The sequence below is a fragment of the Ramlibacter sp. bp-362 genome, from assembly GCF_054956735.1.
The window spans coordinates 64,819-90,589 of the sequence record NZ_JBUDXE010000002.1 but is presented as its reverse complement, the minus strand read 5'-3'; the positions used below and the strand labels follow the sequence as shown (position 1 = coordinate 90,589).

Sequence of the window (25,771 nt, the reverse complement as noted above, 5' to 3'; positions counted from 1 at the left end):
CGGATTGGCCATGACTCCAATCTAGGCGGGGGCGGGCTCAGCCCCTGTCGGTAGAGGACCAGCGCTGGTCGACCCACCCACCGTCCGGGTTTGTCAGACGCAGGCGCACCGGGGCGTAATCCTTGCCGGGAGCGAGCCACAGTTCCACCTTCTGGTCGAACTCCTTGCGCGGCAGGCGCAGGAGCTTGAGGCCGCGCACGCGGCCGCCGGGCAGGTCGAGGTCTTCCTCGCCCTCGACGCGGAAGGTCCAGTCCTCCGCCTCGCGCGTGCTGGCCGTGGGGATGAGGACCTCCGTGCCCGGCGTGAAGCGCGCGGGATCGCTCGCCACCAGCATCGACAGCTGCACGACCACGCTCAGGCGGTCCTGCATGCCGGGCGCGAGCGCCGCCTCGGGCCGGTTGTTGCTGAAGACCACGCGGCCGCCGGCGCGGTCGAAATGGGTGGCCTGCTCGCTGCGCGACTTGTCGGAGAAGCGCTCCGGCGCCAGGCCTTCCTCGGTCAGGCGGCCGGTGCTTTGCTGTACGCGCGGGCGCAGGCCGAGGGCGGAGACCTCCAGCCGGACGTCGTAGCGCTCGGCATCGTGCCACCAGTCCAGGCGCGCCTGGCCGGAGAGCGTGAAGCCGCGGGCGTGCACGCTCACCTCGTAGCGCATCACGGCGGGTTGGGGGACGGCGAGGATCGGGGGGACGAAGGAGGCGGCGGCGGAGGGGGCCGGGGCGGCCGGCGGGGCGGGGGCCGGCGTCAGGGCGGGGGCGGCGGCTTCGGGTGGCGGGGATGGCGGGGGTGGCGGCGTGCTGGGGTTCGCTTCGCTCACCGCCAGCCTACGGGGGGCGGCGGGTGGGGCGGGTGTTCGTAGGCTGGTGGTGCCGCCAGGCACCCCAGCGATCCGCGCCGGGGGCGCGGGCGGGGCGACGGTCGCCGCGGGCGGCTGCGGCGCAGCCGGCACCACGATCGTGCGCGTCGTGAAGTGCTGCACCGATTTCTCGTGCCGCGGCGCGAGCACCGGCCAGCTGCCTTGCAGCAGCGCGAGGTGCGCCGCCAGCACCACGCCGGCCAGCAGCGACAGCTGCTGCCAGCGGCCGCCGCTGGCCTTGCGCTTCATCCCCGGTAGCCGAGGTCGCTGGAGAGCTGCGCGGCGGCGGCGCGCAGCGGCTTGTCGACGGCGCCGCCCCACTCGGCATCGAAGGTGCCGGACGGACCGAGCGCCACCATGCCCAGGGCCATGTGTCCGTCGGAGTCGAACACCGGCACGCAGAAGCCGACGATGCCCGGCAGCAGGGTGTCGACCACGCGCGAGGCGCCGCGTTGCCGCACCTGCTGCAGCAGGGCCCGCGCCTCCGCCATCGTGGCGGGCACGTCCTTGCGGCCCTGCTTCTGCGCGAGCGCCATCTCCTCCTTCAGCTGCGCCTTGATCGCCTCCTCGGGTGCGTGCGCCGCGAAGCACAGGCCGGTGGCGGACGTGAGCAGCGGCATGACGTCGCCCAGGCGCAGGTTCACGGTGACGGCGGAAGGCGACTCCTCCCAGTGCACCACGGTCGGCCCGTGGTTGCCCCAGACGGCGAGCGCGAGCGTGTGGCCGATCTCCTCCATGAGCAGCGTCACGCGCTCGCGGGCGAGCTTCACCGCGTCGAGCCGCGAGAGCGAGGCCAGGCCCAGCTTCAGCGCCGCGGGCCCCAGGTCGTAGCGGGTGCTGGCGGCATCCTGCACCACCAGCTGCAGGCGCTGGAAGCTCACGAGGTAGCGGTGGGCCTTGGCGGCGCTCATGTTGGCGGCGCGCGCGAGGTCGCGCAGCATCAGCGGGCCTTCCGCCTCGCCGAGCGCCTGCAGCAGCGTGAAACCGACCTCCACCGACTGGATGCCTGCCCGTTCCTTCATCCGATAGAATTACGATTAGGTAAATTCATTTCACTATGCGTAACGTCCGGCGGGACTCTAGCGCATCCGGAATCCGAGGTCCATTCGATGAAACTGGCAACGTACAGGGACGGCTCGCGCGACGGGCAACTGGTGGTGGTCTCGCGCGACCTGCAGTCGGCCCATTATGCGACCGGCATTGCCGGCAAGCTGCAGCAGGTGCTGGACGACTGGAACTTCCTCGCCCCGCAACTGCAGGACCTCTACGACGCGCTGAACGCCGGCAAGGCGCGGCACGCCTTCCCCTTCGACCCGGCGCAGTGCATGGCGCCGCTGCCGCGCGCCTACCAGTGGGCCGACGGCTCCGCCTACCTCAATCACGTGGAGCTGGTGCGCGCCGCGCGCAACGCGGAAGTGCCCAAGACCTACTACGAGGACCCGCTGATGTACCAGGGCGGCAGCGACGACTTCCTGGGCCCGCAGCAAGACGCGAAGTTCCTGTCCGAGGACTGGGGCATCGACTTCGAGGCGGAGATCACCGTGATCACCGGCGACGTGCCCATGGGCGCCACGCCGGAGCAGGCCCTGGAAGGCGTGCGGCTGCTGGCGATCGCCAACGACTGGAGCCTGCGCAACCTGATCCCCAGCGAGCTCGCCAAGGGCTTCGGCTTCTTCCAGAGCAAGCCGGCCACCGCCTTCGGTCCGGTCGCGGTCACGCCGGACGAACTGGGCGACGCCTGGGACGGCGGCCGCGTGAACCTGGTCCTGCAAAGCAGCTGGAACGGCCGCAAGGTCGGCATGTGCGAGGCCGGCCCCGACATGACCTTCCACTTCGGCCAGCTGATCGCGCACATCTGCAAGACGCGCAACGTGCGCGCCGGCAGCATCGTCGGCTCCGGCACGGTCAGCAACAAGGGCGTGACGGGCGCCAACGGCAAGACCGACTGGCCCAAGGGCTACAGCTGCATCGCCGAGAAGCGCGCGATCGAGACCATCCAGGACGGCAAGCCCTCCACCGGATTCATGCGCTTCGGCGACACCATCCGCATCGAGATGAAGGGCAAGGACGGGCAGAGCATCTTCGGCGCCATCGAGCAGAGGGTGGTGGGACCGGCATAGCGGCCCTTTCCCGGACAGGGTGAACCCGGGTCCGGCGGCGCGTGCTCGCTGCTAGCATGCCAACCGCCCCATGACCTGGTCCATCCTGGCGCGTGACGCGCAAGGGCGATTCGGCGTCGCCATTGCCAGCCGCTTCTTCGCCGTCGGCGCCCTGTGCGTGCACACGCGGCGCGGCGTCGGCGCGCTGTCCACGCAGGCCCTCATGAATCCGCTCTACGGCCCCCGCGGCCTGGCGCTTCTCGAGCAGGGCCTGGCGCCCGCCGAGGTGGTGGCCTCCCTCACCGCCGCCGACGCCGGCCGCGAGCAGCGCCAGCTGCACGTGCTGCCGGCCCGGGGCGCGCCGGCCGCATGGACCGGCAGCGAGTGCATCGATTGGTGCGGCCACCAGCTCGGCGACGACTTCAGCGTGGCCGGCAACATGCTGGCCGGCCCGCAGGTCGTGGAGGCCACCGCGCGGGCCTTCCTGGACAGCGCCGGGCAGGACCTGGCCGGGCGCCTGCTGGCCGCGCTCGCCGCCGGCGAGGCCGCCGGCGGCGACAAGCGCGGCAAGCAGGGCGCCGCCCTGCGCATCCACGCCGACGAGGACTGGCCGCAGCTGGACCTGCGCGTGGACGACCATGCCGAGCCGGTGCGGGAGCTGCAGCGCCTGTACCGCGTCAGCCTGGATCGCTACCAGCCCTTCATGGCCTGCCTGGCCGGCCGCCACGACCCCGTGGGCCTGACCGACCGCGCGCGGATCGAGGAGCGCGTCGCGCGCTTCCACGCACAACGCGAGGGGCGCGGCTGATGGCGGTGCTGGAGTTGCGGGACCTGCGCACGGAGTTCACGACGGACGACGGGCAGTTTCCCGCCGTGGACGGCGTCAGCTTCGGCATCGAAGCCGGCCGGACGCTGGCCATCGTCGGCGAATCGGGCTGCGGCAAGAGCGTGACGGCGCTGTCCATCATGGGCCTGGTGCCGAATCCGCCGGGCCGCATCGCCGGCGGTTCGATCCGCTTCGAGGGCCGCGAGCTGGTCGGCGCGCCGGCGCGCGAGCTGCTGGACCTGCGCGGCAACGGCATGGCGATGATCTTCCAGGAGCCGATGACCTCGCTGAACCCGGCCTTCACCATCGGCGACCAGATCGTCGAAGGGCTGCTTCGGCATCGTTCCATGCCGCGGGCGCAGGCGCGCGAACGCGCCATCGAGGTGCTGCGCCAGGTGCGCATCCCGGCGCCGGAACAGCGCTTCCACGAATATCCGCACAAGCTGTCCGGCGGCATGCGCCAGCGGGCGATGATCGCGATGGCGCTGGCCTGCGAGCCGCGGCTCTTGATCGCCGACGAGCCGACGACGGCGCTGGACGTCACGATCCAGGCGCAGATCCTGGAGCTGATGCGCGCACTGCAGGCCGAGACCGGCACCGCCGTCATCCTGATCACGCACGACCTCGGCGTGGTCGCGGAAGTGGCCGATGAAGTGGCCGTGATGTATTCCGGGCGCATCGTCGAGCGGGCGCCGGTGCGCGCCATCTTCGATGCGCCGCAGCACCCGTACACGGTCGGCCTGCTCGGCTCCATCCCGCGGCTGGACGTCGAGCGCGAGCGCCTCGCCTCGATCGAAGGCCAGGTGCCCAACCCGCTGCACCGGCCGGCGGGCTGCAACTTCGCCGACCGCTGCCCCTTCGCCATCGACCGATGCCGCGCCGAGGTGCCGCCGCTGATGGAGGTCGGTGCGCGGCACCTGTCGGCGTGCTGGCGCGCGCCGCTCGACCCGGACGTGCTGGTGCCGCATCCGGCCGCAGCCGTGGTGCCAGCATGAGCATCATTACCGCGCCGCTGTTGCGGGCCGAAGGGCTGGTCAAGCACTTCCCGGTGCGCCGCGGCCTGTTCGGGCGCGTGGGCGGCCTGGTGCGCGCCGTCGACGGCGTGGACCTGCAGCTGGCGGCCGGCGAAACGCTGGGCGTGGTCGGCGAGTCCGGTTGCGGCAAGTCGACGCTGGGGCGGCTGGTGCTGCGCCTGATCGAGCCGACCGCCGGGCGCATCAGCTTCGAAGGCAGCGACATCGCCGAGCTGGGCGCGAGGCAGTTGCGCGCGCAGAGGCGGGCCATGCAGATCATCTTCCAGGACCCGTATTCGTCGCTGAACCCGCGCATGACGGTCGGCCAGACCCTGCTGGAGCCGCTGAAGCTGCACGGGCTGCACGCCGGCCGCGAACGCGAGCGCGTGGCCGAACTGCTGCACACGGTGGGCCTGGCGCCCGAGCACGCGCAGCGCTATCCGCACGAGTTCTCCGGCGGCCAGCGCCAGCGCATCGGCATCGCCCGCGCGCTGGCGGTGGAACCGCGGCTGATCGTCTGCGACGAGGCCGTGTCCGCGCTGGACGTCTCCGTGCAGGCCCAGGTGGTGAACCTGCTGCAGGACCTGCAGCGCCGCTTCGGCCTGGCCTACATCTTCATCGCGCACGACCTGGCGGTGGTCAAGCACATCGCCAGCCGGGTGGCCGTGATGTACCTCGGGCGCATCGTCGAGATCGCCGACAAGAACGCGCTGTACGCCGCGCCGCGCCACCCGTACACGCAGGCGCTGCTGGGCGCGATCCCGCAGCCGGAGCCGGATGCGCGGCGCGAACGCGCGGTGCTGGGCGGAGACGTGCCCAGCCCCCTGGACCCGCCTTCGGGTTGCCACTTCCATACGCGTTGCCCGTTCGCGCAGCCGCTCTGTTCGGAAAAGACGCCGCTGCTGGAAGCCACGCCCGATGGCCACGCCGCGGCCTGCCACTTCTGGCGCGAGCTGCAGGCGCGCGCCGGCGCCGTGCAGCCGGTCGCCTTCACGCCCGCGCGGCGGCGCCTGGAGCGCCTGCAGGCGGCCTTCGTCGCCGCCGACCCCGTTTCGTCCCCTCTCTGACAACCAACCGGAGCGCTCACCATGCCTTCCATTGCATTGCGACGATTCCTGCGGCCGCTCGCCGCCCTCGCGTTCGGCGCCGCCCTGGCGGCCGCGGCGCACGCCCAGACCCTGCGCATCGGCCTCGCCGAAGACCCCGACGCGCTGGACCCGACCCTGGCGCGCACCTTCGTCGGCCGCATGGTGTTCGCCAGCCTGTGCGACAAGCTGTTCGACATCGACGAGAAGCTCAACATCGTGCCGCAGCTCGCGACCAGCTACCAGTGGGCGCCCGACAACAAGTCGCTCGTGCTCAAGCTGCGCGAGGGCGTGACCTTCCATGACGGCGAGAAGTTCGACGCCGCCGCCGTCAAGTTCAACATCGAGCGCCACAAGACGATGGCCGGCTCCAACCGCCGCGGCGAGCTGGCGCCCGTGACCAGCGTCGACGTGGTCGACGACCACACCGTGCGCCTGAACGTGGCCGCGCCCTTCGCGCCGCTGGTGGCGCAGCTGACCGACCGCGCCGGCATGATGGTGTCGCCCAAGGCGGCGAAGGCCGAGGGCGACAAGTTCGCGCTGCACCCGGTCTGCTCCGGCCCGTTCAAGTTCGTCGAGCGCGTCCCGCAGGACCGCATCGTGCTGGAGCGCTTCGACAACTACTGGAACAAGGGCGCGGTGCACTTCGACAAGGTGATCTACACGCCGATCCCGGACGCGACGGTGCGGCTGGCGAACCTGCGCTCGGGCCAGCTCGACTTCATCGAGCGGTTCGCGCCGAGCGACATGGCCAAGATCGCCGCCGAGAAGAAGTTCAAGACCTCGAACATCACCGAGATCGGCTACCAGGGCATCACCATCAACGTCGGCAAGAGCGACAAGGCCAACACCAGCGTGCTGCGCGACCCGCGCGTGCGCGAAGCCTTCGAGCTGTCGCTGGACCGCCAGGGACTGGTGCAGGTGGTGATGGACAACGAGGCGATCGCCGGCAACCAGTGGGTGGCGCCGACCAACCCCTGGTACGCGAAGAACGTGCCGGTGCCCAAGCGCGACGTCGCCAAGGCCAAGGCGCTGCTGAAGGCGGCCGGCGTGACCAACCCGAGCTTCACCCTGCTGACGCCGACGACGTCGGACGCGCAGCGCATCGGCCTGGTGGTGCAGGCGATGGCCCGCGAAGCCGGCTTCGACGTGAAGATCCAGGCCGCCGAATTCGCCACCTCGCTGAACATGGCAGACAAGGGCGATTTCGAAGCCTACGTGCTGGCCTGGAGCGGCCGGCCGGACCCGGACGGCAACCTGTACAGCTTCGACGTGTGCAAGCAGCCGCTCAACTACTCCGGCTACTGCGACCCCGAGACCGACGCCATGATCAAGAAGTCGCGCGAGGTGCTGGACCCGGCGCAGCGCAAGAAGGTGTTCGAGCAGGTCGCCGCCAAGATGCTCAAGGAGCGGCCCATCGTCTACCTGTACCACCGCAAGTGGCTGTGGGCGTACACGCCCAAGCTGCAAGGCGTGCGCAACATCCCCGACGGCCTGTTCCGGGTGACCGGCGTGAAGATGTAATCCGCCGCACGCGTGCTCGACTACCTCGTCAAGCGCATCGCCACCCTGGTCCCGACGCTGGTCCTGGTGTCGATGCTGATCTTCGGGCTGCAGCAATTGTTGCCCGGGGACCCGGCCATGATCCTGGCCGGCGAGGAGCAGGACCCGCAGGTGATCGCCTACCTGCACAAGAAGCTGCACCTCGACGAGCCGCTGCCGGTGCGCTACGCGTACTGGATGAAGGGCGTGCTCCAGGGCGACCTGGGCGAGTCCATCCGCAACCAGCAGCCGGTGCTGTCGCTGATCGCGCAGAAGCTGCCGGTCACGCTGGAGCTCGCCCTGCTGGCGATGTGCATCGCGATGGTCATCGGCATCCCGGCCGGCATCCTGTCGGCGGTCAAGCGGGGCAGCCGCTGGGACTGGGCGGCCAACCTGTTCGCGCTGTGGGGCATCTCGACGCCGAACTTCTGGCTCGGCATCCTCTTCATCATGTTGTTCTCGGTGCAGCTCGGCTGGCTGCCCGCCTCGGGCTACGTCAGCCCGTTCGAGGACCTGGGCGCCAACCTGAGCGCGATGATCATGCCGGCCTTCGTGCTGGGCAACGCGATCGCCGCGGTGCTGATGCGGCACACCCGCAGCGCGATGCTGCAGGTGCTGTCGTCCGACTACGTGCGCACGGCGCGCGCCAAGGGGCTGAACGAGAAGACGGTGGTCCTGAAGCACGCGCTGCGCAATGCATTGACGCCCGTCATCACGCTCGGCGCCCTGGAGCTGGGCACGCTGCTGTCCGGCGCCGTGCTCACCGAGCAGGTGTTCACCATCCCGGGATTCGGCAAGCTGATCATCGACGCGGTGTTCAACCGCGACTACCTCGTCGTGCAGGGCGTCGTCCTCTGCACCGCCACGGCCTACATGGTGCTGAACCTGCTGGCCGACCTGGCCTACTTCGCGGTCAACCCGCGCCTGAGGCACTGATGTCCGCCGTCCTGCCCCTGCCCGTCCAGCGCCCGGCGGCGCCCGCCCCCGCGACGCCGTGGCAGCGCGCCTGGCGCCGCCTGAGGCGCCGGCACGCCGCGCTGCTCGGGCTGGTCGTGGTGCTGCTGTTCATCGCGCTGGCGGTGTTCGCGCCCTGGATCTCGCCGCAGGACCCGATCGCCACCAGCTGGAGCGCGATCCGCCAGGCGCCGTCGGCCCAGCACTGGTTCGGCACCGACGACATCGGCCGCGACGTGCTGTCGCGCGTGATCTGGGGCACCCGCGCTTCGCTGCTGGCGGGCGTGGTCTCGGTCTCGATCGCGCTGCTGATCGGCGTGCCGCTGGGCCTGCTGGCCGGCTTCGTCGGCGGCTGGGTCGACGGCGTGATCTCGCGCGTGACCGACGCCTTCCTCGCCTGCCCCTTCCTGATCCTGGCGATCGCGCTCGCGGCCTTCCTGGGCCCGAGCCTGACTAACGCGATGGTGGCCATCGGCATCTCGGCCGCGCCGATCTTCGTGCGCCTCACGCGCGGCCAGGTGCTGGGCGTGAAGGTGGAAGACTACGTGGAAGCCGCGCGCGCCGTCGGCAATCCGCCGCTGCGCATCGCGCTGCGCCACATCCTGCCCAACATCGTCGCGCCGCTGATGGTGCAGGCCACGCTCGCCATCGCGGCCGCCGTGATCGCGGAAGCGAGCCTGTCCTTCCTGGGCCTGGGGCAACAGCCGCCGGCGCCGAGCTGGGGCAGCATGCTGAACACCGCCAAGAACTACGTCGACAACGCGCCGTGGATGGCGATCTGGCCGGGCGCGGCCATCTTCCTGCTGGTGCTGTCGTTCAACCTGCTGGGCGACGGGCTGCGCGACGCGCTCGATCCGCGCCAGCGCTGAGCACGCGCCTCACGCGAGCAGCAGCGCGGGCTGCTCCAGCAGCAAGCGCACGGCCTGGATGAAGCCGGCGGCGTCGGCGCCGTCGACCACGCGGTGGTCGAAGGACGACGACAGGTTCATCAGCTGGCGCGCGACCACCGCGCCGCCCTGCAGCATGGGGCGCTCGACGATGCGGTTGACGCCGACGATCGCCACCTCGGGCGGGTTGATCACGGGCGTGGAGACCACCCCGCCCAGCGCGCCCAGGCTGGTGATGGTGATCGTGGAGCCGGAGAGCTGGTCGCGCGTGATGCGGCCGCCGCGCGCGGCTTCGGCCAGGCGCGCGATCTCGCGGCCGCAACTCCAGAGATCGTGCGTCTCGGCATGGCGCAGCACCGGCACCAGCAGGCCGGCGTCGGTCTGCGTCGCGATGCCCAGGTGCACGGCGGCGTGGCGCGTCACCACGCCGGCCTCGTCGTCGAAGCGCGCGTTCATCTGCGGGAAGTCCGGCAGCGCCAGCACGATCGCGCGGGCGATGAAAGGCAGCAGCGTGAGCTTGCCGCGCTCCTCGCCGTAGCGGCCGTTCAGCTGCCGGCGCACAGATTCGAGCTCGGTGACGTCGACTTCCTCGACGTAGGTGAAGTGCGGGATGCGCCGCTTGGCTTCCTGCATGCGCTGCGCGATGCGGCGGCGCAGGCCGATGACGGGGATGGCCTGCTCGCCTTCGCGTGCCTGGAAGGGCGGCGCGGACGCCGCGGGCGCAGGCGCCTGGCGTGCGCCGTGGCCCTCCAGGTCCGCATGCATGATGCGGCCCCCCGGCCCGCTGCCGCGCACGAACCGCAAGTCCACGCCCAGTTCCCACGCGCGGCGCCGCACGGAGGGCGAGGCGATCGGCCTGTCTGCTGCCTTCGGCGCGTCGACGTGCCTTTCTCCCTCCCCCTCTGGGGGAGGGTTGGGGTGGGGGCGCTCCGGGGCGCGCTCCGGTTCGGCCGATGGCTCGGATGCGGGTGCCCCCACCCCAGCCCTCCCCCGGAGGGGGAGGGAGCCAACAGCCTCGGCGCCCTCCTTGAGATTCCCTGCCCCCTCCACCTCCAGCCGGATCAACTCCGCCCCCACCGCCATCTTCTCCCCCGGCGCGCCGCCCAGCGTCAGCACCTTGCCCGCGATCGGCGACGGGATCTCCACCGTCGCCTTGTCCGTCATCACGTCCGCGAGCACCTGGTCCTCGGCGACGCTGTCGCCCGGCTGCACCCGCCACGCGACCAACTCCACTTCGGCGATGCCTTCGCCGATGTCGGGCATGCGGATCGCGTACTGCCCCATTCAGTCCTCCAGCACCCGCTTCAGCGCCGCGCCGACGCGCGCCGGGCCGGGGAAGTAGAGCCATTCCTGCGCGTGCGGATAGGGGGTGTCCCAGCCGGTCACGCGCTCGATCGGCGCCTCCAGGTGGTAGAAGCAGTGTTCCTGCACCAGCGCCGACAGCTCGGCGCCGAAGCCGCTGGTGCGCGTGGCCTCGTGCACGATCACGCAGCGACCGGTCTTCTTCACCGACGCCACGACGGTGTCCAGGTCCATCGGCCAGAGCGAACGCAGGTCGATGATCTCCGCGTCGATACCCGTTTCCTCCGCGGCGGCGCGCGCGACCCACACCATCGTCCCGTACGCCAGCACCGTCACCTGCTGGCCGGGACGGAACACCGACGCCGATTCCAGAGGCACGCGGTAGTAGCCCTCCGGCACCTCCGCCAGCGGCTGCCCCGACCAGGGCACGACCGGGCGGTCGTGGTGGCCGTCGAAGGGGCCGTTGTAGATGCGCTTGGGCTCCAGGAAGATCACCGGGTCGTCGGATTCGATCGACGCGATCAGCAGGCCCTTGGCGTCGTAGGGGTTGCTGGGCATCACGGTGCGCACGCCGCACACGTGCGTGAACAGCGCCTCCGGGCTCTGGCTGTGCGTCTGCCCGCCGTAGATGCCGCCGCCGCAGGGCATGCGCAGCGTGAGCGGGCAGCTGAAGTCGCCGGCCGAGCGGTAGCGCAGGCGCGCCGCTTCCGAGACGATCTGGTCCGAGGCCGGATAGAAGTAGTCGGCGAACTGGATCTCGGCCACCGGCCGCAGCCCGTACGCCCCCATGCCGACGGCGACGCCGACGATGCCGCCTTCGCTGATCGGCGTGTCGAAGCAGCGCGAGGTGCCGTACTTCGCCTGCAGGCCTTCGGTGACGCGGAACACGCCGCCGAAATAGCCGACGTCCTGGCCGAACACGACCACGCGCGGATCGCGCTCCATCATCACGTCCAGCGCCGAGCGCAGCGCCTGGATCATGGTCATGCTGCGCACGGCGCCGGCCGCGGCGGGCGCAGGCGCTTCAACCACCGCCGCCATCGCCGGCCTCCAGTTGCTCGCGCTGCCGCCGCAGGTGCGGCGGCACCTGCGCATACACGTCCTCGAACATGGACGCGGCGGCGGGCGTGTGCCCGTCCAGCAGCGTGCCGTGCGCCTCGGCTTCCTTCTGCGCGGCCGCCACTTCCGCCTCCAGTTCGCCCTGCACGCGCGCGTCCTCCTCCGCGCTCCAGGCGCCGAGCGCCTGCAGGTGCTGCTTCAGCCGCGCGATGGGATCGCCGAGCGGGAAGCGCTGCCAGTCGTCGGCCGGCCGGTAGCGCGAGGGATCGTCGGAAGTGGAATGCGCGCCGGCCCGGTAGGTCACCCACTCGATCAGCGTCGGCCCCAGGTTGCGGCGCGCGCGCTCGGCGGCCCAGCGCGAGGCGGCGTAGACGGCGAGGAAGTCGTTGCCGTCCACGCGCAGCGAGGCGATGCCGCAGCCGACGCCGCGCGCCGCAAAGGTGGTGGATTCGCCTCCCGCGATCGCCTGGAAGGTGGAGATCGCCCACTGGTTGTTGACCACGTTCAGGATCACCGGCGCGCGGTACACGTGCGCGAAGGTGAGCGCCGTGTGGAAGTCGGCCTCGGCCGTCGCGCCGTCGCCGATCCAGCCCGAGGCGATCCGCGTGTCGCCCTGGATCGCCGACGCCATCGCCCAGCCAACCGCCTGGATGAACTGCGTCGCGAGGTTGCCCGAGATGGAGAAGAAGCCGGCGCGCTGGTACGAGTACATCACCGGCAGCTGCCGGCCCTTCATCGGGTCGCGCTCGTTGCTCATGAGCTGGCACATCATCTCGACCAGGGAAATGTCGTCGCGCGCGAGCAGCAGGCCCTGCTGTCGATAGGTCGGGAAGCACATGTCTCCCGGCGACAGCGCCATCGCGTGCGCGACGGCGATCGCCTCCTCGCCCAGGCACTGCATGTAGAAGGAGATCTTCTTCTGCCGCTGCGCGACCAGCATGCGGGCGTCGAAGATGCGCGTCTTCATCATCGCGCGCAGGCCGCGGCGCAGCGTGTCCGCGTCGAGCTGCGGGTCCCACGGCCCGACGGCGCGTCCCTCGCCATCGAGCACCCCGACCAGGCTGTAGGCGAGGTCCTGGGTGTCGAAGTGCGTCGTGTCCACCGGCGGCCGCCGCACGCTGCCGGGCTCGGACAGGTACAGGTAGGAGAAGTCGGTGCTGCGGCCCGGCCGGCCGGAGGGTTCCGGCACATGCAGGCGCAAGGGCGGATGCGGACTCACGGGCAAAGTGTAGGCACGACGGCGGCGACCGTGGGGCGTCCGCAGCGCGGATCCTTGCGCTTGCGCATACTGCGGCCGTGCACGCCCGCGCCGCCCCAGCCCGCTGGTCCTGGCTGCCCGTCCCGGGCAGCTGGGCCTATCACCTGCTGCTGGCCGGCACCGGCATGCTGGTGCTCGGGCCGCTGGCCGGCGTGACGGCCGCGTACATGAACTTCTCGCTGGGCTTCTTCGTCGGCGGCCAGGTGCTGGCCGGCCTGCTGGGCTCGGCCGTGACGGCCGGCTACGGTGTGTCGGGCAAGCATGGCGCGAACTGCATCCAGACGGCGGCGGCTTCGGTGGCCAGCATGAGCGGCATGGCCGTGCTGGTGCAGGCGATGGTGTGGATGGGCTTGCCGCAGCCGCCCGCCTGGCAGCTGGTGGCCTATTTCGTCTGCATCGGCATGTTCGGCGTCGGCGTGGGCATGCTCTACACGCCCGTGCTGGTGGACCGGCTGCGGCTGGTGTTCCCGTCCGGCCTGGCGGTGGCCAACATCCTGCGGGCGCTGACGGATCCGGCGCTGCTGCGCCGTTCGGTGAAGCAGCTCGGGGGTGGCGCCGCGACCGGGCTCGCGCTCGGTCTCGCGGCACCCCGGCTCGCCTTTCTCGGCGCGATCGAGCTGTCGGCCTCGACCTTTGGCGCCGGCATGGTCATCGGCGCGCGCATCGGCATCCCGGCCGCCCTCGGCGGGCTGCTGGGCTGGGCGCTGCAGCCCTTCTTCGTCGGGATCGGCTGGCTGGAGCCGGGCGACCCCTTCCGCAAGATCACCTTTCTCATCGCGCTGGGCACGATCATGGGCGCGGCCCTCGTGGATCTCGCGGTGATCTTCCGCCAGGCGTGGCGCGCAGCGCGCGAACGCGGCGGCGGCGAAGCGCGAGCGGAGGAAGACGATTGGCGCCGGGTGCATCGCGGGCGCCTGTGGCTGTGGGTGCTGTGCTGGGGCGCCGCGACGCTGGCCACCGGGCACTGGCTGCTCGCCCAGCCGCTCTTCTTCCTCGCGATCGCCGTCGCGCTGGTGTTCCTGTTCGCGCTGGTCAACGGCATCTCGGTGGGCATCAGCGATTCCAACCCGATCTCCTCGGCCTTCGTCGTGGCTGTCGTGCTGATGGCGCTGCTGGGCCTGGCCGATGCCGGGGCGGGCCTGATGGCCGGGGCGATCCTGCTCGTGTCCACCAGCGTGGCCTGCGACATGCAGCAGGACCGCTCCACCGGCTGGCGCCTCGGCACGCCGCGCGTGCTGCAGTTCCGCTACCAGGTGCTGGGCATCCTGGTCGGGGCGGTGCTGGCTGTGGTTTTCGCGCGCCTGTTCATGGCGGCCTACCCGGTGCTGCAGCTGGACCAGACGGTGCTGAAGGCGGGCCAGCAACCGGCGGAGTGGACCTCGGCGATGACGTACAAGTTCGTGGGCGTGCTGCGCAGCCTCACCGACGACAAGCCGTACCAGCGCACGGCCATCGTCGTCGGCATCGCGCTCGGCTTCGCGATCGAGGTGCTGCGCAAGATCCTGCGGCCCAGGAGCTTCGTCGTGGATGCGATCCTGCTGCCGTCGCCCTACGCCTTGTCCTTCGGCGGCTTCGTCAACCTGCCGACGTCGCTGTGGCTCGCGGGCGGGGGCGTGGTGGGCAGCGCGCTGTCCGCGCGCAGGCCGAGGCAAGGCGACCTGCCCGAGGACATGAGCGCGAGTTCGCTGTTCGGCGGCGGCTTGATTGCGGGGGATGCGCTGGCGGCGTTGGGGATCGGGGTGGCGGGACTGCTCGCGACAGTGTTGTGAAGGTGCTGGGGTTCACTTCGTTCACCGCCAGCCTACGAACAGCCAGAGTTCGCGTTGGTAGGCTGGCGGTGAGCCGCAGGCGAACCCCAGCAAACACGCCGCTCACAACCGCAACCACGACGTCCCCGCCTCCTCCGCCTGCGTCTCTCCCAGCGCCGCGAGGAAGCTCTCGCACCACCAGTGCACGTCGTACTCCCTCACCACGCGCATCAGCGCCTCGTGGCGATGGCGGCGCTCCTCCAGCGGCATCTGCAGCGCCAGCAGGATCGCCGCGGCCGTGCCCTCGGTGTCGTACGGGTTGACCATCAGCGCTTCCTTCAGCTGCTCGGCCGCCCCGGCGAAGCGCGAGAGCACCAGCACGCCCGGGTCCTCCGGGTCCTGCGCCGCCACGAACTCCTTGGCGACCAGGTTCATGCCGTCGCGCAGCGGCGTGACCAGTGCCACGCGGCTCGCGCGGTACAGGCCCGGCAGGCGCGAGCGCGCGACCGTGCGGTGGATGTAGCGCACCGGCATCCAGTCCAGGTCGCCGAAATTGCCATTGATGGAGCCGCACAGCGTTTCCAGCTCGTGCAGGATGTCGCTGTAGGCGCTGACGTTCTCGCGGCTGGGCGAGGCGATCTGGATCAGCGTGGCGCTCGAGCGCAGGTCCGGGTTGCGCGCCAGGAATTCGCGGAAGGCGCGCAGGCGCTGCGGCAGGCCCTTGGAGTAGTCCAGCCGGTCCACGCCCACCAGCAGCTTGCGGCGCGAATACTCGCGCCGCATGCGCTCGTACATCTGCACGGCGTCCGGCGAGGCGGCCAGCGCGTTGAACTCCGCGACGTCGATGCCGATCGGGAAGGCGCCGGCCTGCACCGTGCGGCCGAAGGCGCGCCAGCGCCGGCCCTCCAGCCGCAGCGCGTGCGCCTCCATCTCGACGTAGCGGGCGAAGTGGTCCAGGTCCGCCCCGCTCTGGAAGCCGACCAGGTCGTACGCGAACAGGGCGCGGATCAGCCAGTCGTGGCCCGGGATCGCGGCCAGCAGCAGCGGCGGCGGCAGCGGGATGTGCAGGAAGAAGCCGATGCGCTGGCGGCAGCCCAGCGCCCGCAGTTCGGCCGCCAGCGGGATCAGGTGGTAGTCGTGCACCCACAGGACGTCGTCCGGCTGCAGGTAGGGCAGCAGCTTGCGCGCGAACAGCTGGTTCACGCGCCGGTAGCCGCCGATGTAGCCGGCGTCGAAGTCGGCCAGGTCCACGCGGTAGTGGAACACCGGCCACAGCACCCCGTTGGAGTAGCCCAGGTAGAACGCATCGTGGTCCGCCTGCGAGAGGTCCACCGTCAGCAGCTTGACCGGCCCGGCCTGCTGCACGTGCACTTCCTCGTTCTCGGTGGCATCGACGATGCGTCCGCTCCACCCGAACCAGAGGCCGCCGGTGTTGTTCAGCACCTCGGCCAGGGCCACCGCGAGCCCGCCTGCCGCCGTCTTGCGCGGATCCGCGATGCGGTTCGAGACGACGACGAGACGGCTCATGTCATATCACGTTGTCCCATGGCGCCGACAGGCGCACCGCCGCGTTGATGGTGCCGACCATGGAATACGTCTGCGGGAAGTTGCCCCACATCTCGCCGGTGACCGGGTGCGTGTCCTCGGACAGCAGGCCCAGGTGGTTGCGGCTCTTGAGCATCACCTCGAAGATCTCGCGCGCCTGCGCCTTGCGGCCTATGCGCGCGAGCGCGTCGATGCGCCAGAAGGTGCAGATGTTGAAGGCCGTCTCGGGCTTGCCGAAGTCGTCGGCCGCCTCGTAGCGGCGCATGTAGGGGCCGTCGCAGAGCGACTTCTCCAGCGCGTCCACGGTGGAGACGAAGCGGGCGTCGTTCGGGTCGATCATGTTCACTTCGGCCATCAGCAACGCGCTCGCGTCGAGGTCGCGGCCGCCGAAGCTCTCGGTGAACGCCTGGCGCTCCTCGTTCCACGACTCCTTCAGGATGCGCGCCCGGATGGTGTCGGCGCGTTCGCGCCAGAAGCGGATGCGCTCGGGCAGCCCCAGCGACGCCGCCACCTTGGCCAGCCGGTCGCAGGCGACCCAGCTCATGAGCGCGGACGAGGTGTGCACGCGCGCGCGGGTGCGCAGCTCCCACATGCCGGCGTCGGGGGTGTCGTAGATGCGGAAGGCCTGCTCGCCCACCGCTTCCAGGTGCACGAACTCGGCCCGGCCGGCGCGCTTGAACAGGCGGTGGTCGTGGAAGGCCTGCGCCGCCGCCAGGATGATGTTGCCGTAGACGTCGTGCTGGAAGTGCTCCTGCGCCTGGTTGCCCACGCGCACGGGACCCATCCCGCGGTAACCGGGCAGGTGCTCCAGGATCATCTCGGGCAGCTGCTCCTCCTGGCCGATGCCGTACAGCGGCTGGATGTGGCCGCCGCCCGAGCGGATCACCACGTTCATGAGCCAGCGCAGGTACTCCTCCATCGTCGCCACTTCGGAGATGGAGTTCAGGGCGCGCACGACGAAGAAGGCGTCGCGCAGCCAGCAGTAGCGGTAGTCCCAGTTGCGCCCGCTGTGCGGCGCCTCGGGGATGCTGGTGGTCATGGCGGCGACGATGGCGCCGGTGTCCTCGAACAGCGACTGCTTGAGCGTGATGGCCGCGCGGATCACCGCGTCCTGCCACTCCAGCGGCACGGCGAGCGCGCGCGACCACTGCCGCCAGTACGCCACCGTCTCCTGCTCGAACAGGCGGGCCGTGTCCTCGATGCCGGTGGCGAGCGTCTCGTCCGGGCCCATGACGAAGTTCATCGGCCGGTCGACGACGAAGAAGGTCTCGGCCAGGACGTAGGCGATCGGCGCGTCGCAGTTCACGCGGATCGTGCTGTTGCCCGCGTAGTAGCGGATATGCGTGCTGCCCTGGGTGATCGCGGGCTTCTGCCGGCCCCAGTCGAAGCGCGGCCGCAGCAGCACGCGCATGCGCGGCGAGCCCGAAAGCACCTTGACCCGCCGCACCAGCGTCAGCGGCCGGAACATGCGGCCACGGCTCCAGAAGCGCGGCGCGAAGTCGGTGACCTCGATGCCCTGGCCCTTGCGGTCGTACAGGCGCGTGCGCAGCACGGCCGTGTTGGGCTCGTAGTGCTGCTCGCTGCGCTCGTAGTCCTCCAGCTCGAAGGCCCAGATGCTGCCGTTCTCGCTGGGGTCCAGGATCGCGTTGAACACCGGGTCGCCGTCGAACCGCGGCAGGCAGCACCAGACGATGCGCGCCCGCTGGTCGATCAGCGCGCTGTAGGCGCAGTTGCCGATCATGCCCACCTGCAGCGTGGAGGGCGTGGGAGTGGCGTCGTTCATGCGGTCCTCGTCATCCGGGCGGCCACGGCCGCCTGCAGTTCACGGCGCAGCGCCGTGGGATCGGCCAGGCGGCGCGCGGCGATCGTCGCGCCCTCGCCCACCTTGATGCCCAGTCCGCCCAGGCGCTGGACGGTGGAGAAGCCCGCCTCGTCGGTGACGTCGTCGCCGATGAAGACGGGCGTGCGGCCGGCAAAGGGCGGCTCGGCCAGGAAAGCCTCGATGGCGTGGCCCTTGCTGGCGCCGCCGGGCTTGGCCTCGGCGACCATCTTGCCGCGCAGCAGCGTCAGGCCGGGGGATTCGTCGACGGCCTGCTGCATGGTGCGCAGGCACAGTTCCTCGAGCTCGGGGCGCTGCCGGTAGTGCAGGGCGAGCGAGCCGCGCTTGTTCTCCACCAGCAGGCCGGGGTTGAGCGCCGCCAGCGCGCAGGCGGCCTCCTCGACATGGTCGAGCGGCTGCGTGTGGATCAGGTGGACCCGCCCGTCGCCGCCGCGGCGCTCGGCGCCGTGCACGCCGGCCACGGCCAGCTGCACCGGGTTCAGGAACTCGTCGATCTGCGCGATGGGCCGCCCCGAGATGACGGCGACGGCGCCGTGCAGGTAGCGTCCCAGGTCCTGCAGCAGCGTGATGAGCGGTTCGGGCACCCGCACGGCGTGCGGTTGCGGAGCGATATCCACCATGGTCCCGTCGAAATCCAGGAACAGGGCGCAGGAGGGGTGAAGGACCTCGACGAGCGTCATGCGTTGTGACCGTAGCAAAGGCCGGCGTGCGCTGCCAGACCTTGCCAACACTGCGCCGGGTAGGCGGTATCCTACGCGCGGCAGGCGGGCCGCGGCGTTGCGTCCTCAGGTCGCGTACAGCCCATCCAGGGACGCGAAGCCCTTCACCTCGATCGGGTTGCCGAAGGGATCGCAGAAGAACATGGTCCACTGCTCGCCCGGCTCGCCGGGGTAGCGCACCTGCGGCTTCAGCACGAACTCGGTGCCGGCGGCCTCCAGCCGGCGCGCCATCGCCTGCCACTGCGGCAGCTCCACCACCAGGCCGAAGTGCGGCATGGGGACCATCTGGTCGCCGACGCGGCCGGTGCGCGCCGTGCGGAAGGGCTCGCCCAGGTGCAGCGAGAGCTGGTGGCCCTCGAAGTCGAAGTCGACCCAGGTGTCGGTGCTGCGTCCTTCGCGGCAGCCCAGGACGTCGCCATAGAAGCGGCGGGCCACGTCGAGGTCGGTCACGTGGAAAGCGAGGTGGAATAAGCTAGCCATCCCGCAAGCCTACCGTAACCGACCCATGGACTACGCCCGCTACGAAACCCTCCGCATCACGCGCCGCGGCCCCGGCGACACCGTGCTCGACATCCAGATGAAGGCCGCCAACGGCAAGCTGCCCACGGCCGGGCATGCCGGGCACCGCGAGCTGGCCGAGATCTGGCGCGACGTCGGCGCGGACGACACGGTGCGCTGCGCCGTGCTGCGGGGCGAGGGCATGGGCTTTTCCGGCGGCGGCGACCTGGGGCTGGTGCAGGACATGGCCGGCGACTTCGGGACGCGCACCCGCGTCTGGCAGGAAGCGCGCGACCTCGTCTACAACGTGATCAACTGCGACAAGCCCATCGTCAGCGCGCTGCACGGTCCGGCGGTCGGCGCCGGGCTGGTGGCGGGCCTGCTGGCCGACATCTCCATCGCCGCGCGCGACGCGAAGATCGTCGACGGCCACACGCGCCTGGGCGTCGCCGCGGGCGACCACGCCGCCATCGTCTGGCCGCTGCTGTGCGGCATGGCCAAGGCCAAGTACTACCTGATGCTCTGCGAGCCGGTGAGCGGGGAAGAGGCGGAGCGCATCGGCCTGGTGTCGCTCGCCGTGGACGGCGACCAGCTGCTGCCCAAGGCCTACGAGGTGGCCGACCGCCTGGCCCAGGGCGCGCAGACGGCGATCCGCTGGACCAAGTACGCGCTGAACAACTGGCTGCGCCAGGCCGGGCCGGCCTTCGACACCTCGCTGGCGCTGGAATTCATGGGCTTCGCCGGCCCGGAGGTGCGGGAAGGCATTGCGTCCTTGCGGGAAAGGCGCAGCCCGAAGTTCTGATTTGCCGGGGGCGGGATAATCGGCCGCCATGAAGAAGATCCTCGCCAGCCTGCTCCTCGCCCTGACTTCCCTCGCGTTCGCGCAGGGCCCCGCCCCGGTGGCCGTCACGGGCGCCTGGGCCCGCAGCACGGTGCCCGGCCAGGATTCCAGCGGCGCCTACATGACTCTCACGGCCCGCGACCCGCTCACCCTGGTGGGCGCCAGCACGCCGGCGGCCGGCATCGTCGAGATCCACGAGATGAAGATGGTGGGCGAGGTGATGAAGATGCGCGCGGCGGAGACGCTGGCGCTCGCGCCGGGCAAGCCGCTCAAGCTGGGCCCCGGCGGCTACCACTTCATGCTGATGGACCTGAAGGCGCCCTTGCGCGCCGGCACGCAGATCGCCATGACGCTGCGCTTCCGCGACGGCAAGGGCGCGGAAAAGGAGTTGCCGGTCACGGTGCCGGTGGCCGCGGTCGCGCCGGCGCCGATGCAGATGCCGTCGCATACGCACTGAGCGTCCGCCCGCGCGGGCGGGGCTTGCGGTAAGCTGCCCGCAGCAGCAAGAGAGGAGCGCGGCCATGGGTGACCCCAGCGACAACGGCTTTGCGAAGCTGGTCCCCGGCTTCGATTTCCTGCAGAACCTGGCCAGCGGTGCGGCGCAGTCCATGCCGCAGATGCCCAACCTGTCGAACTGGGTGGCGCCGACGCTGGACGTCGGCGAACTGGAAAAGCGGATCACCGAGCTGAAGGCCGTGCACTTCTGGCTCGAACAGAACAGCAAGGCGCTCGCGGCCACCATCCAGGCGCTGGAGGTGCAGAAGATGACCCTGGCCACCCTGCAGGGCATGAACTTCCGCATGGGCGACCTGGCCGATGCGCTGAAGGTGAAGCCCCAGGAACATCCCAAGGCGAAGCCGGCGCAGGAGCCCAAGGCGGCCAAGGCCAAGGCGGCGAAGACGGCGAAGCCGGATGCGGCGGCGGCCGCGGCGGTCGACCCGCTGCAGTGGTGGTCGGCGCTCACGCAGCAGTTCCAGGAAATCGCCGCCAACGCGATCCAGGATGCCGCGCAGCCGGCCGCCGGCGCGCCGGCCCCCGCGTCCGCGAGCGCAAAGAAGCCGCCGGCGCGCAAGGCGGCGCCGCGCAAGCGCAAGACCTGAGGGGACGGCCATGCAGCTTTTTCCCTTCGGCCACGCGACGCATCCGCACTGGCAGATGGCCGCGGGCCTGGTGCTGGCGCAGCTGCGCGCGCAGATGGCCCTGCCCGAGTACGCGAGCAACCCCACGCTGGGCCTGCTGTACATCACCGACCACTACGCGGCCAGCGCGCAGGAGATCCTCGACCACCTCGGCGCCGAGCTGCCGCTGGTGACCGACTGGTCCGGCACCGTGGGCGTGGGCATCGCCTCCTCCAACGTCGAATACTTCGACGAGCCGGCGCTGGCCGTCATGCTCTGCGCCGTGCCGCCCGACCAGTACCGCGTGTTCTCCGGCGTCGCGCCGCTGGCGGGCAGCTTCCGCCCGCATACCGCGCTGGTGCACGCCGATGCCGGCACGCCGGACGTCGCCGAACTGATCGCCGAGATGGCGGACCGCACCGCGACCGGCTACCTCTTCGGCGGGCTCGCGGCCAGCCGCGGCGATGTCGTCCAGTTCGCCGTGGGCGGCGACGGCAACATGCAGGGCCACGGCAAGGCCGGCGGCGTGTTCCGCGGCGGCCTGTCGGGCGTGGCCTTCGGCGAGGGCGTGCAGCTCGTCTCGCGCGTCACGCAGGGCTGCCAGCCGATCGCGCCGGCGCGCAGCATCACCGGCGCCGACGGCAACCTGGTGACCGAGCTCGATGGCGAACCGGCCCTGGACGTGCTGCTGGAAGACCTGCAGGTCACGCTGGAGCAGCCGCAGGCCGCGATGGCGGCGCTGCGCAAGACGCTCGTCGGGCTGACCGAGGCGTCGGCGGACGTGGTGACGCGCCGCGGCGACTTCGGCGCCGACGTCGTGGTGCGCCACATCATCGGCCTGGACCCGAACCGGCGCGGCGTGGCCATCGCCAGCAAGGTGGACGAAGGCATGCGGCTCGCGTTCTGCCGGCGCAACGTGGAGGCCGCGCGCGCGGACCTGGTGCGCATCTGCTCGGAGATCCGCGAGGAGCTGGAGCCCGAGGAACTGCCCTTGGCGGCGGCCAGCGCCCTCGCCGCATCCGATGCGCTGGCGGCGCCGACGCCGGTGCGCGCCATCGCCGGCGCCATCTACGTCAGCTGCGCCGGCCGCGGCGGCCCGCACTTCGGCGGCCCCAGCGCCGAACTGCAGATCGTGCGCCGCGCGCTCGGCGACGTGCCGCTGGTGGGCTTCTTCGCCGGCGGCGAGATCGCGCGCAGCCACCTCTATGGCTACACGGGTGTCCTGACGGTGTTCCGCTGACGACCCGCGGCCTTGGCGACTTCCTCCGGCCCTGTGAAGATGCAGGCCGAGAGAGGAGCACCGAGATGAGCAAGGCCCTGCGCCTGTCGGAGAAATGGTTCCGCCGCGGCCTCTGGCTGGTGGCTTTCGTGTTCGCCGGCTTCCTGATCGGCCTGGGCGGCACGATCGTGGGCGACCTGCCCAAGGTGGAGAAGCCGCTGCGCACCGAGGACTTCCTGGATCGCGCCGCGGCGGATCGCCTGCGCGCGGGCATCCAGCAGGCCGGGCGCACGGCCCGCGACGCGCAGGACGCGCTGGAGCAGGCGCGGCTGCAGCGCCGGGTGGCCGAGTCGGACACGCAGGCCGGGCGCGAGAGCTTCCAGAACTGGCTGGCCACGCGCCGCGCCACGCAGCTGTCGCAGCAGGACCCGGAGCTGATCGCCCGCACGCAGCAGCAGGACAAGCTGAAGCAGGCCGAGCGGGCCGCGCGCGCGGCGGAGCAGCGGCAGGAGCAGGTGCTGCTGGACGCGCGCCAGTCCGAAGCCCGGTCCCGCGCGCAGCTGCAGGAGATGGAGCGCGAGGCCGCGAAGAAGATGAACACCGAGGCGCGCCGCGTCGAACTGCGCGTGTTCCTCTACCGCCTGGCGCTCACCCTGCCGCTGCTGGCGGCCGCGGGCTGGCTGCTGCGCAAGCACAGGCACGGCACCTGGTGGCCCTTCGTGTGGGGTTTCGCGTTCTTCGCGCTGTTCACGTTCTTCGTGGAGCTGGTGCCCTATCTCCCCAGCTACGGTGGCTACGTGCGCTACGTCGTGGGGATCGTGGTCACGGTGCTCGTGGGCCGGCAGGCGATCGTCGCGCTGAACCGCTACCTGGAGCGCCAGAAGGCGGCGGAGCAGCTCCCCGACGCGCAGCGGCGCGAGGAACTGAGCTACGACACGGCGCTGGCGCGCCTGGGCAAGGGCGTGTGCCCCGGCTGCGAGCGGCCGGTGGACTTCAGGAACGAGAAGATCGACTATTGCCCCCACTGCGGCATCGGCCTGTTCCAGCGCTGCGGCCGCTGCGCGACGCGCAAGAGCGCCTTCACCAAGTTCTGCCACAGCTGCGGCAACGCGGCCGGCGCGACCGCGTAAACCGCGCTACACCCCCCGCTGCCGGTCCGCGCGGAACGCCCGCGCGAATTCGGCGAAGGTCCCCGCATCCAGCGCCTCGCGGATCTCCCGCATCAGGTTCAAATAGAAGTGCAGGTTGTGGATGCTGGCCAGCATCGGCCCCAGCATCTCGCCGCAGCGGTCCAGGTGATGCAGGTAGGCGCGCGAGAAGCCGCCGCTCACGCTGCCGTCCGGACGCGCGTGGCCCCTGCAGGTGTAGCAGGTGCAGGTCTCGTCCAGCGGGCGCTCGTCGCTGCGGTGCTTCGCGTTGCGGATCTTGAGGTCGCCGAAGCGCGTGAACAGGTGGCCGTTGCGCGCATTGCGCGTGGGCATCACGCAGTCGAACATGTCGACGCCCTGCGCGACGCCTTCCACCAGGTCTTCCGGCGTCCCCACGCCCATCAGGTAGCGGGGCTTGTGCGCGGGCAGCCGGTGCGGCGTATGCGCCATGATGCGCAGCATGTCCTCCTTGGGTTCGCCGACGCTGACGCCGCCGATCGCGTAGCCGGGGAAGTCCATCTCCACCAGCGCCGCCAGCGATTCCTCGCGCAGGTTCTCGAACATGCCGCCCTGCACGATGCCGAACAGCGCGTTCGGGTTGCGCAGGCGCTCGAACTCCGCGCGGCAGCGCAGCGCCCAGCGCCGCGACAGCTCCATCGAGAAGCGCGCCTCCGCTTCCGTCGTGACGTGGCCCTTGGTGTCGTAGGGCGTGCACTCGTCGAACTGCATCACGATGTCGGAGTTCAGCGTGGTCTGGATCTGCATCGAGACCTCGGGCGTGAGGAACAGCCGGTCGCCGTTGACGGGCGACGCGAACTTCACGCCTTCCTCGGCGATCTTGCGCATCTCGCCCAGGCTCCAGACCTGGAAGCCGCCGGAGTCGGTGAGGATGGGCTTGTTCCACTGCTCGAAGGCATGCAGGCCGCCGAACTGCTTCAGCACGTCCAGCCCGGGGCGCATCCACAGGTGGAAGGTGTTGCCCAGGATGATCTGCGCGCCCATCTCCTCCAGCGAGCGCGGCGTCACGCCCTTGACGGTGCCGTAGGTGCCCACGGGCATGAAGATCGGCGTCTGCACCACGCCGTGGTTCAGGGTGAGGCGGCCGCGGCGGGCGAGGCCCTCGGTTTTCAGGAGTTCGAACTGGAGCATGTTCAGGTCTTGCGGGCGAGCAGCATGGCGTCGCCGTAGCTGAAGAAGCGGTAGCGGCTTTCCACCGCGTGGCGATAGAGGTCCATCATGTGCTCGTAGCCGCTGAAGGCGCTCACGAGCATCAGCAGCGTGGACTTGGGCAGGTGGAAGTTGGTGAGCAGCAGGTCCACCTGCCGGAAGTCGAAGCCGGGCGTGATGAAGATGTCGGTGTCGCCGCTCGCCTGGCCGCTGCGCGCCCACGACTCCAGCGTGCGCACCGTGGTCGTGCCGACGGCGACCAGCCGCCCGCCGCGGGCGCGCAGCGCCGCGATGGCGTCCTGCGTGGACTGCGGCACCTGGTACCACTCGCTGTGCATCCGGTGCTGCGCGATGTCGTTCACCTTCACCGGCTGGAAGGTGCCGGCGCCCACGTGCAGCGTCACGCTGGCGCGCTGCACGCCGCGCGCTTCCAGCGCGTCCAGCACGGCCTGGTCGAAGTGCAGGGCCGCCGTCGGCGCGGCCACGGCGCCGGGGTTGCGGGCGAACACGGTCTGGTAGCGCTGCGCGTCCTCCGCCGTGTCGGCATGCGTGATGTAGGGCGGCAGCGGCACGTGGCCGTGGCGCTCCATCAGCGCGTGGGGCTCGTCGCTGAAGGCCAGGCGGAACAGCGGGCCGTCGTCTTCCGGCCAGCGACCGAGCAGGGTCGCGGTGAAGCCACCGTCCATGCGCAGCTCGGTGCCCACCGGCGGCTTCTTGCTCACCTTCATGTGGGCGACGACCTCGCGGCCGGTGAGCACGCGCTCCACCAGCAGTTCCAGCTTGCCGCCGGTCGGCTTCTCGCCGAACAGGCGGGCCTTGACCACCTGCGTGTCGTTGAACACCAGCAGGTCGCCGGGCCGCAGCAGCGAAGGCAGGTCGCGGAAGATGCGGTCGGCCGGCTCGGGCCCGGTGCCATCGAGCAGGCGCGAGGCGCTGCGTTCGGCAGCCGGGTGCTGGGCGATCAGTTCGGGGGGGAGGGCGAAGTCGAAATCGCCGAGGGAGAAGTGGCGCATGCGCTTGAGGGCCGGACGGACCCGTTCCAAGTTGTCG

At 70.9% G+C, this 25,771-nt stretch carries 24 protein-coding genes; 13 read left to right on the top strand and 11 right to left on the bottom strand.

Annotation, left to right across the window (positions count from 1 at the left end):
* Nucleotides 1-37: 37 nt before the first annotated feature.
* Complete coding sequence (locus ACY0MJ_RS02945) at nt 38-1,102, bottom strand: DUF3108 domain-containing protein (RefSeq protein ID WP_462636782.1); 1,065 nt, start codon at nt 1,100-1,102, stop codon at nt 38-40.
* Nucleotides 1,099-1,875, bottom strand: a complete 777-nt coding sequence (locus ACY0MJ_RS02940; protein WP_462636781.1) for an IclR family transcriptional regulator — start codon at nt 1,873-1,875, stop codon at nt 1,099-1,101. The genes ACY0MJ_RS02945 and ACY0MJ_RS02940 overlap by 4 nt, the downstream gene beginning before the upstream one ends.
* Before the next feature lie 87 nt (nt 1,876-1,962).
* On the opposite strand from ACY0MJ_RS02940, the gene ACY0MJ_RS02935 reads away from it, so the two are divergent.
* The 7 genes from ACY0MJ_RS02935 (at nt 1,963) to ACY0MJ_RS02905 (ending at nt 9,241) form a co-directional block, all read left to right on the top strand.
* Nucleotides 1,963-2,973: a fumarylacetoacetate hydrolase family protein gene (locus ACY0MJ_RS02935; RefSeq protein ID WP_462636780.1), complete on the top strand. Its 1,011-nt coding sequence runs from the start codon at nt 1,963-1,965 to the stop codon at nt 2,971-2,973.
* Between the two features lie 70 nt (nt 2,974-3,043).
* A complete protein-coding gene (locus ACY0MJ_RS02930; RefSeq protein ID WP_462636779.1) occupies nt 3,044-3,760 on the top strand; it encodes a DUF1028 domain-containing protein in 717 nt (238 codons plus the stop codon).
* On the top strand, nt 3,760-4,773 hold the full coding sequence (locus ACY0MJ_RS02925) for an ABC transporter ATP-binding protein (RefSeq protein ID WP_462636778.1): 1,014 nt from the start codon (nt 3,760-3,762) through the stop codon (nt 4,771-4,773). The genes ACY0MJ_RS02930 and ACY0MJ_RS02925 overlap by 1 nt, the downstream gene beginning before the upstream one ends.
* Complete coding sequence (locus ACY0MJ_RS02920) at nt 4,770-5,858, top strand: ABC transporter ATP-binding protein (protein ID WP_462636777.1); 1,089 nt, start codon at nt 4,770-4,772, stop codon at nt 5,856-5,858. The genes ACY0MJ_RS02925 and ACY0MJ_RS02920 overlap by 4 nt, the downstream gene beginning before the upstream one ends.
* Before the next feature lie 21 nt (nt 5,859-5,879).
* Entirely contained in the window at nt 5,880-7,400 is a 1,521-nt protein-coding gene (locus ACY0MJ_RS02915; protein WP_462636776.1) for an ABC transporter substrate-binding protein, read from the top strand.
* Nucleotides 7,401-7,412: 12 nt separating this feature from the next.
* Nucleotides 7,413-8,354, top strand: coding sequence for an ABC transporter permease (locus tag ACY0MJ_RS02910; protein ID WP_462636775.1), 942 nt, complete (start codon nt 7,413-7,415; stop codon nt 8,352-8,354).
* Entirely contained in the window at nt 8,354-9,241 is an 888-nt protein-coding gene (locus ACY0MJ_RS02905; protein ID WP_462636774.1) for an ABC transporter permease, read from the top strand. Before ACY0MJ_RS02910 ends, ACY0MJ_RS02905 begins: the two co-directional genes overlap by 1 nt.
* A gap of 9 nt (nt 9,242-9,250) precedes the next feature.
* On the opposite strand, the gene ACY0MJ_RS02900 is transcribed toward ACY0MJ_RS02905, so the two are convergent.
* The 3 genes from ACY0MJ_RS02900 to ACY0MJ_RS02890 are packed head-to-tail and all read right to left on the bottom strand — an operon-like array spanning nt 9,251 to nt 12,839.
* Nucleotides 9,251-10,543, bottom strand: coding sequence for a dihydrolipoamide acetyltransferase family protein (locus ACY0MJ_RS02900; protein ID WP_462636773.1), 1,293 nt, complete (start codon nt 10,541-10,543; stop codon nt 9,251-9,253).
* Nucleotides 10,544-11,602 (bottom strand): alpha-ketoacid dehydrogenase subunit beta, encoded by a 1,059-nt coding sequence (locus ACY0MJ_RS02895; RefSeq protein WP_462636772.1) that lies wholly within the window; start codon nt 11,600-11,602, stop codon nt 10,544-10,546.
* The gene (locus ACY0MJ_RS02890; RefSeq protein WP_462636771.1) at nt 11,586-12,839 is read right to left on the bottom strand and encodes a thiamine pyrophosphate-dependent enzyme; all 1,254 of its coding nucleotides are present in this window, start codon (nt 12,837-12,839) and stop codon (nt 11,586-11,588) included. The genes ACY0MJ_RS02895 and ACY0MJ_RS02890 overlap by 17 nt, the downstream gene beginning before the upstream one ends.
* A 77-nt stretch (nt 12,840-12,916) precedes the next feature.
* On the opposite strand from ACY0MJ_RS02890, the gene ACY0MJ_RS02885 reads away from it, so the two are divergent.
* A complete protein-coding gene (locus ACY0MJ_RS02885; protein WP_462636770.1) occupies nt 12,917-14,647 on the top strand; it encodes an OPT/YSL family transporter in 1,731 nt (576 codons plus the stop codon).
* Between the two features lie 102 nt (nt 14,648-14,749).
* Here the strand turns inward: ACY0MJ_RS02885 and otsA are convergent, their stop codons facing one another.
* The 4 genes from otsA to ACY0MJ_RS02865 form a co-directional block, all read right to left on the bottom strand.
* Nucleotides 14,750-16,153, bottom strand: coding sequence for an alpha,alpha-trehalose-phosphate synthase (UDP-forming) (gene otsA / locus ACY0MJ_RS02880; RefSeq protein WP_462636769.1), 1,404 nt, complete (start codon nt 16,151-16,153; stop codon nt 14,750-14,752).
* 1 nt (nt 16,154) lies between these two features.
* The gene (locus ACY0MJ_RS02875; protein ID WP_462636768.1) at nt 16,155-17,954 is read right to left on the bottom strand and encodes a glycoside hydrolase family 15 protein; all 1,800 of its coding nucleotides are present in this window, start codon (nt 17,952-17,954) and stop codon (nt 16,155-16,157) included.
* Nucleotides 17,951-18,691 carry a trehalose-phosphatase gene (otsB, locus tag ACY0MJ_RS02870; protein ID WP_462636767.1) on the bottom strand — a complete coding sequence of 247 codons (741 nt, stop codon included), beginning with the start codon at nt 18,689-18,691 and terminating at the stop codon, nt 17,951-17,953. The genes ACY0MJ_RS02875 and otsB overlap by 4 nt, the downstream gene beginning before the upstream one ends.
* A gap of 105 nt (nt 18,692-18,796) precedes the next feature.
* Nucleotides 18,797-19,210 carry a VOC family protein gene (locus ACY0MJ_RS02865; RefSeq protein ID WP_462636766.1) on the bottom strand — a complete coding sequence of 138 codons (414 nt, stop codon included), beginning with the start codon at nt 19,208-19,210 and terminating at the stop codon, nt 18,797-18,799.
* Between the two features lie 25 nt (nt 19,211-19,235).
* Here ACY0MJ_RS02865 and ACY0MJ_RS02860 point away from each other — a divergent pair, with 25 nt between their 5' ends.
* The 5 genes from ACY0MJ_RS02860 to ACY0MJ_RS02840 all read left to right on the top strand — a co-directional run bounded on the left by ACY0MJ_RS02860 (nt 19,236) and on the right by ACY0MJ_RS02840 (nt 23,536).
* On the top strand, nt 19,236-20,030 hold the full coding sequence (locus tag ACY0MJ_RS02860) for an enoyl-CoA hydratase/isomerase family protein (RefSeq protein WP_462636765.1): 795 nt from the start codon (nt 19,236-19,238) through the stop codon (nt 20,028-20,030).
* Nucleotides 20,031-20,058: 28 nt separating this feature from the next.
* On the top strand, nt 20,059-20,526 hold the full coding sequence (locus ACY0MJ_RS02855; protein WP_462636764.1) for a copper chaperone PCu(A)C: 468 nt from the start codon (nt 20,059-20,061) through the stop codon (nt 20,524-20,526).
* A 64-nt stretch (nt 20,527-20,590) separates the two neighbouring features.
* Complete coding sequence (locus tag ACY0MJ_RS02850; protein WP_462636763.1) at nt 20,591-21,169, top strand: PhaM family polyhydroxyalkanoate granule multifunctional regulatory protein; 579 nt, start codon at nt 20,591-20,593, stop codon at nt 21,167-21,169.
* A 10-nt stretch (nt 21,170-21,179) separates the two neighbouring features.
* Nucleotides 21,180-22,427 carry an FIST signal transduction protein gene (locus ACY0MJ_RS02845; protein WP_462636761.1) on the top strand — a complete coding sequence of 416 codons (1,248 nt, stop codon included), beginning with the start codon at nt 21,180-21,182 and terminating at the stop codon, nt 22,425-22,427.
* A 65-nt stretch (nt 22,428-22,492) separates the two neighbouring features.
* On the top strand, nt 22,493-23,536 hold the full coding sequence (locus ACY0MJ_RS02840) for a serine endopeptidase (RefSeq protein WP_462636759.1): 1,044 nt from the start codon (nt 22,493-22,495) through the stop codon (nt 23,534-23,536).
* Nucleotides 23,537-23,542: 6 nt separating this feature from the next.
* On the opposite strand, the gene tgt is transcribed toward ACY0MJ_RS02840, so the two are convergent.
* Together tgt and queA are read right to left on the bottom strand one after the other, a co-directional pair.
* On the bottom strand, nt 23,543-24,703 hold the full coding sequence (gene tgt, locus ACY0MJ_RS02835; RefSeq protein ID WP_462636758.1) for a tRNA guanosine(34) transglycosylase Tgt: 1,161 nt from the start codon (nt 24,701-24,703) through the stop codon (nt 23,543-23,545).
* A gap of 2 nt (nt 24,704-24,705) precedes the next feature.
* Nucleotides 24,706-25,734: a tRNA preQ1(34) S-adenosylmethionine ribosyltransferase-isomerase QueA gene (gene queA / locus ACY0MJ_RS02830; protein WP_462637089.1), complete on the bottom strand. Its 1,029-nt coding sequence runs from the start codon at nt 25,732-25,734 to the stop codon at nt 24,706-24,708.
* Nucleotides 25,735-25,771: the final 37 nt, after the last annotated feature.

Coding starts and splice junctions, on each gene's coding strand:
- ACY0MJ_RS02945 (WP_462636782.1), bottom strand. CDS start 1,102: ATGAAGCGCAAGGCCAGCGGCGGCCGCTGGCAGCAGCTGTCGCTGCTG.
- ACY0MJ_RS02860 (WP_462636765.1), top strand. CDS start 19,236: ATGGACTACGCCCGCTACGAAACCCTCCGCATCACGCGCCGCGGCCCC.
- ACY0MJ_RS02900 (WP_462636773.1), bottom strand. CDS start 10,543: ATGGGGCAGTACGCGATCCGCATGCCCGACATCGGCGAAGGCATCGCC.
- ACY0MJ_RS02925 (WP_462636778.1), top strand. CDS start 3,760: ATGGCGGTGCTGGAGTTGCGGGACCTGCGCACGGAGTTCACGACGGAC.
- ACY0MJ_RS02920 (WP_462636777.1), top strand. CDS start 4,770: ATGAGCATCATTACCGCGCCGCTGTTGCGGGCCGAAGGGCTGGTCAAG.
- queA (WP_462637089.1), bottom strand. CDS start 25,734: ATGCGCCACTTCTCCCTCGGCGATTTCGACTTCGCCCTCCCCCCCGAA.
- ACY0MJ_RS02935 (WP_462636780.1), top strand. CDS start 1,963: ATGAAACTGGCAACGTACAGGGACGGCTCGCGCGACGGGCAACTGGTG.
- ACY0MJ_RS02940 (WP_462636781.1), bottom strand. CDS start 1,875: ATGAAGGAACGGGCAGGCATCCAGTCGGTGGAGGTCGGTTTCACGCTG.
- ACY0MJ_RS02865 (WP_462636766.1), bottom strand. CDS start 19,210: ATGGCTAGCTTATTCCACCTCGCTTTCCACGTGACCGACCTCGACGTG.
- otsA (WP_462636769.1), bottom strand. CDS start 16,153: ATGAGCCGTCTCGTCGTCGTCTCGAACCGCATCGCGGATCCGCGCAAG.
- ACY0MJ_RS02905 (WP_462636774.1), top strand. CDS start 8,354: ATGTCCGCCGTCCTGCCCCTGCCCGTCCAGCGCCCGGCGGCGCCCGCC.
- ACY0MJ_RS02855 (WP_462636764.1), top strand. CDS start 20,059: ATGAAGAAGATCCTCGCCAGCCTGCTCCTCGCCCTGACTTCCCTCGCG.
- otsB (WP_462636767.1), bottom strand. CDS start 18,691: ATGACGCTCGTCGAGGTCCTTCACCCCTCCTGCGCCCTGTTCCTGGAT.
- ACY0MJ_RS02850 (WP_462636763.1), top strand. CDS start 20,591: ATGGGTGACCCCAGCGACAACGGCTTTGCGAAGCTGGTCCCCGGCTTC.
- ACY0MJ_RS02895 (WP_462636772.1), bottom strand. CDS start 11,602: ATGGCGGCGGTGGTTGAAGCGCCTGCGCCCGCCGCGGCCGGCGCCGTG.
- ACY0MJ_RS02930 (WP_462636779.1), top strand. CDS start 3,044: ATGACCTGGTCCATCCTGGCGCGTGACGCGCAAGGGCGATTCGGCGTC.
- ACY0MJ_RS02845 (WP_462636761.1), top strand. CDS start 21,180: ATGCAGCTTTTTCCCTTCGGCCACGCGACGCATCCGCACTGGCAGATG.
- tgt (WP_462636758.1), bottom strand. CDS start 24,703: ATGCTCCAGTTCGAACTCCTGAAAACCGAGGGCCTCGCCCGCCGCGGC.
- ACY0MJ_RS02875 (WP_462636768.1), bottom strand. CDS start 17,954: ATGAACGACGCCACTCCCACGCCCTCCACGCTGCAGGTGGGCATGATC.
- ACY0MJ_RS02840 (WP_462636759.1), top strand. CDS start 22,493: ATGAGCAAGGCCCTGCGCCTGTCGGAGAAATGGTTCCGCCGCGGCCTC.
- ACY0MJ_RS02915 (WP_462636776.1), top strand. CDS start 5,880: ATGCCTTCCATTGCATTGCGACGATTCCTGCGGCCGCTCGCCGCCCTC.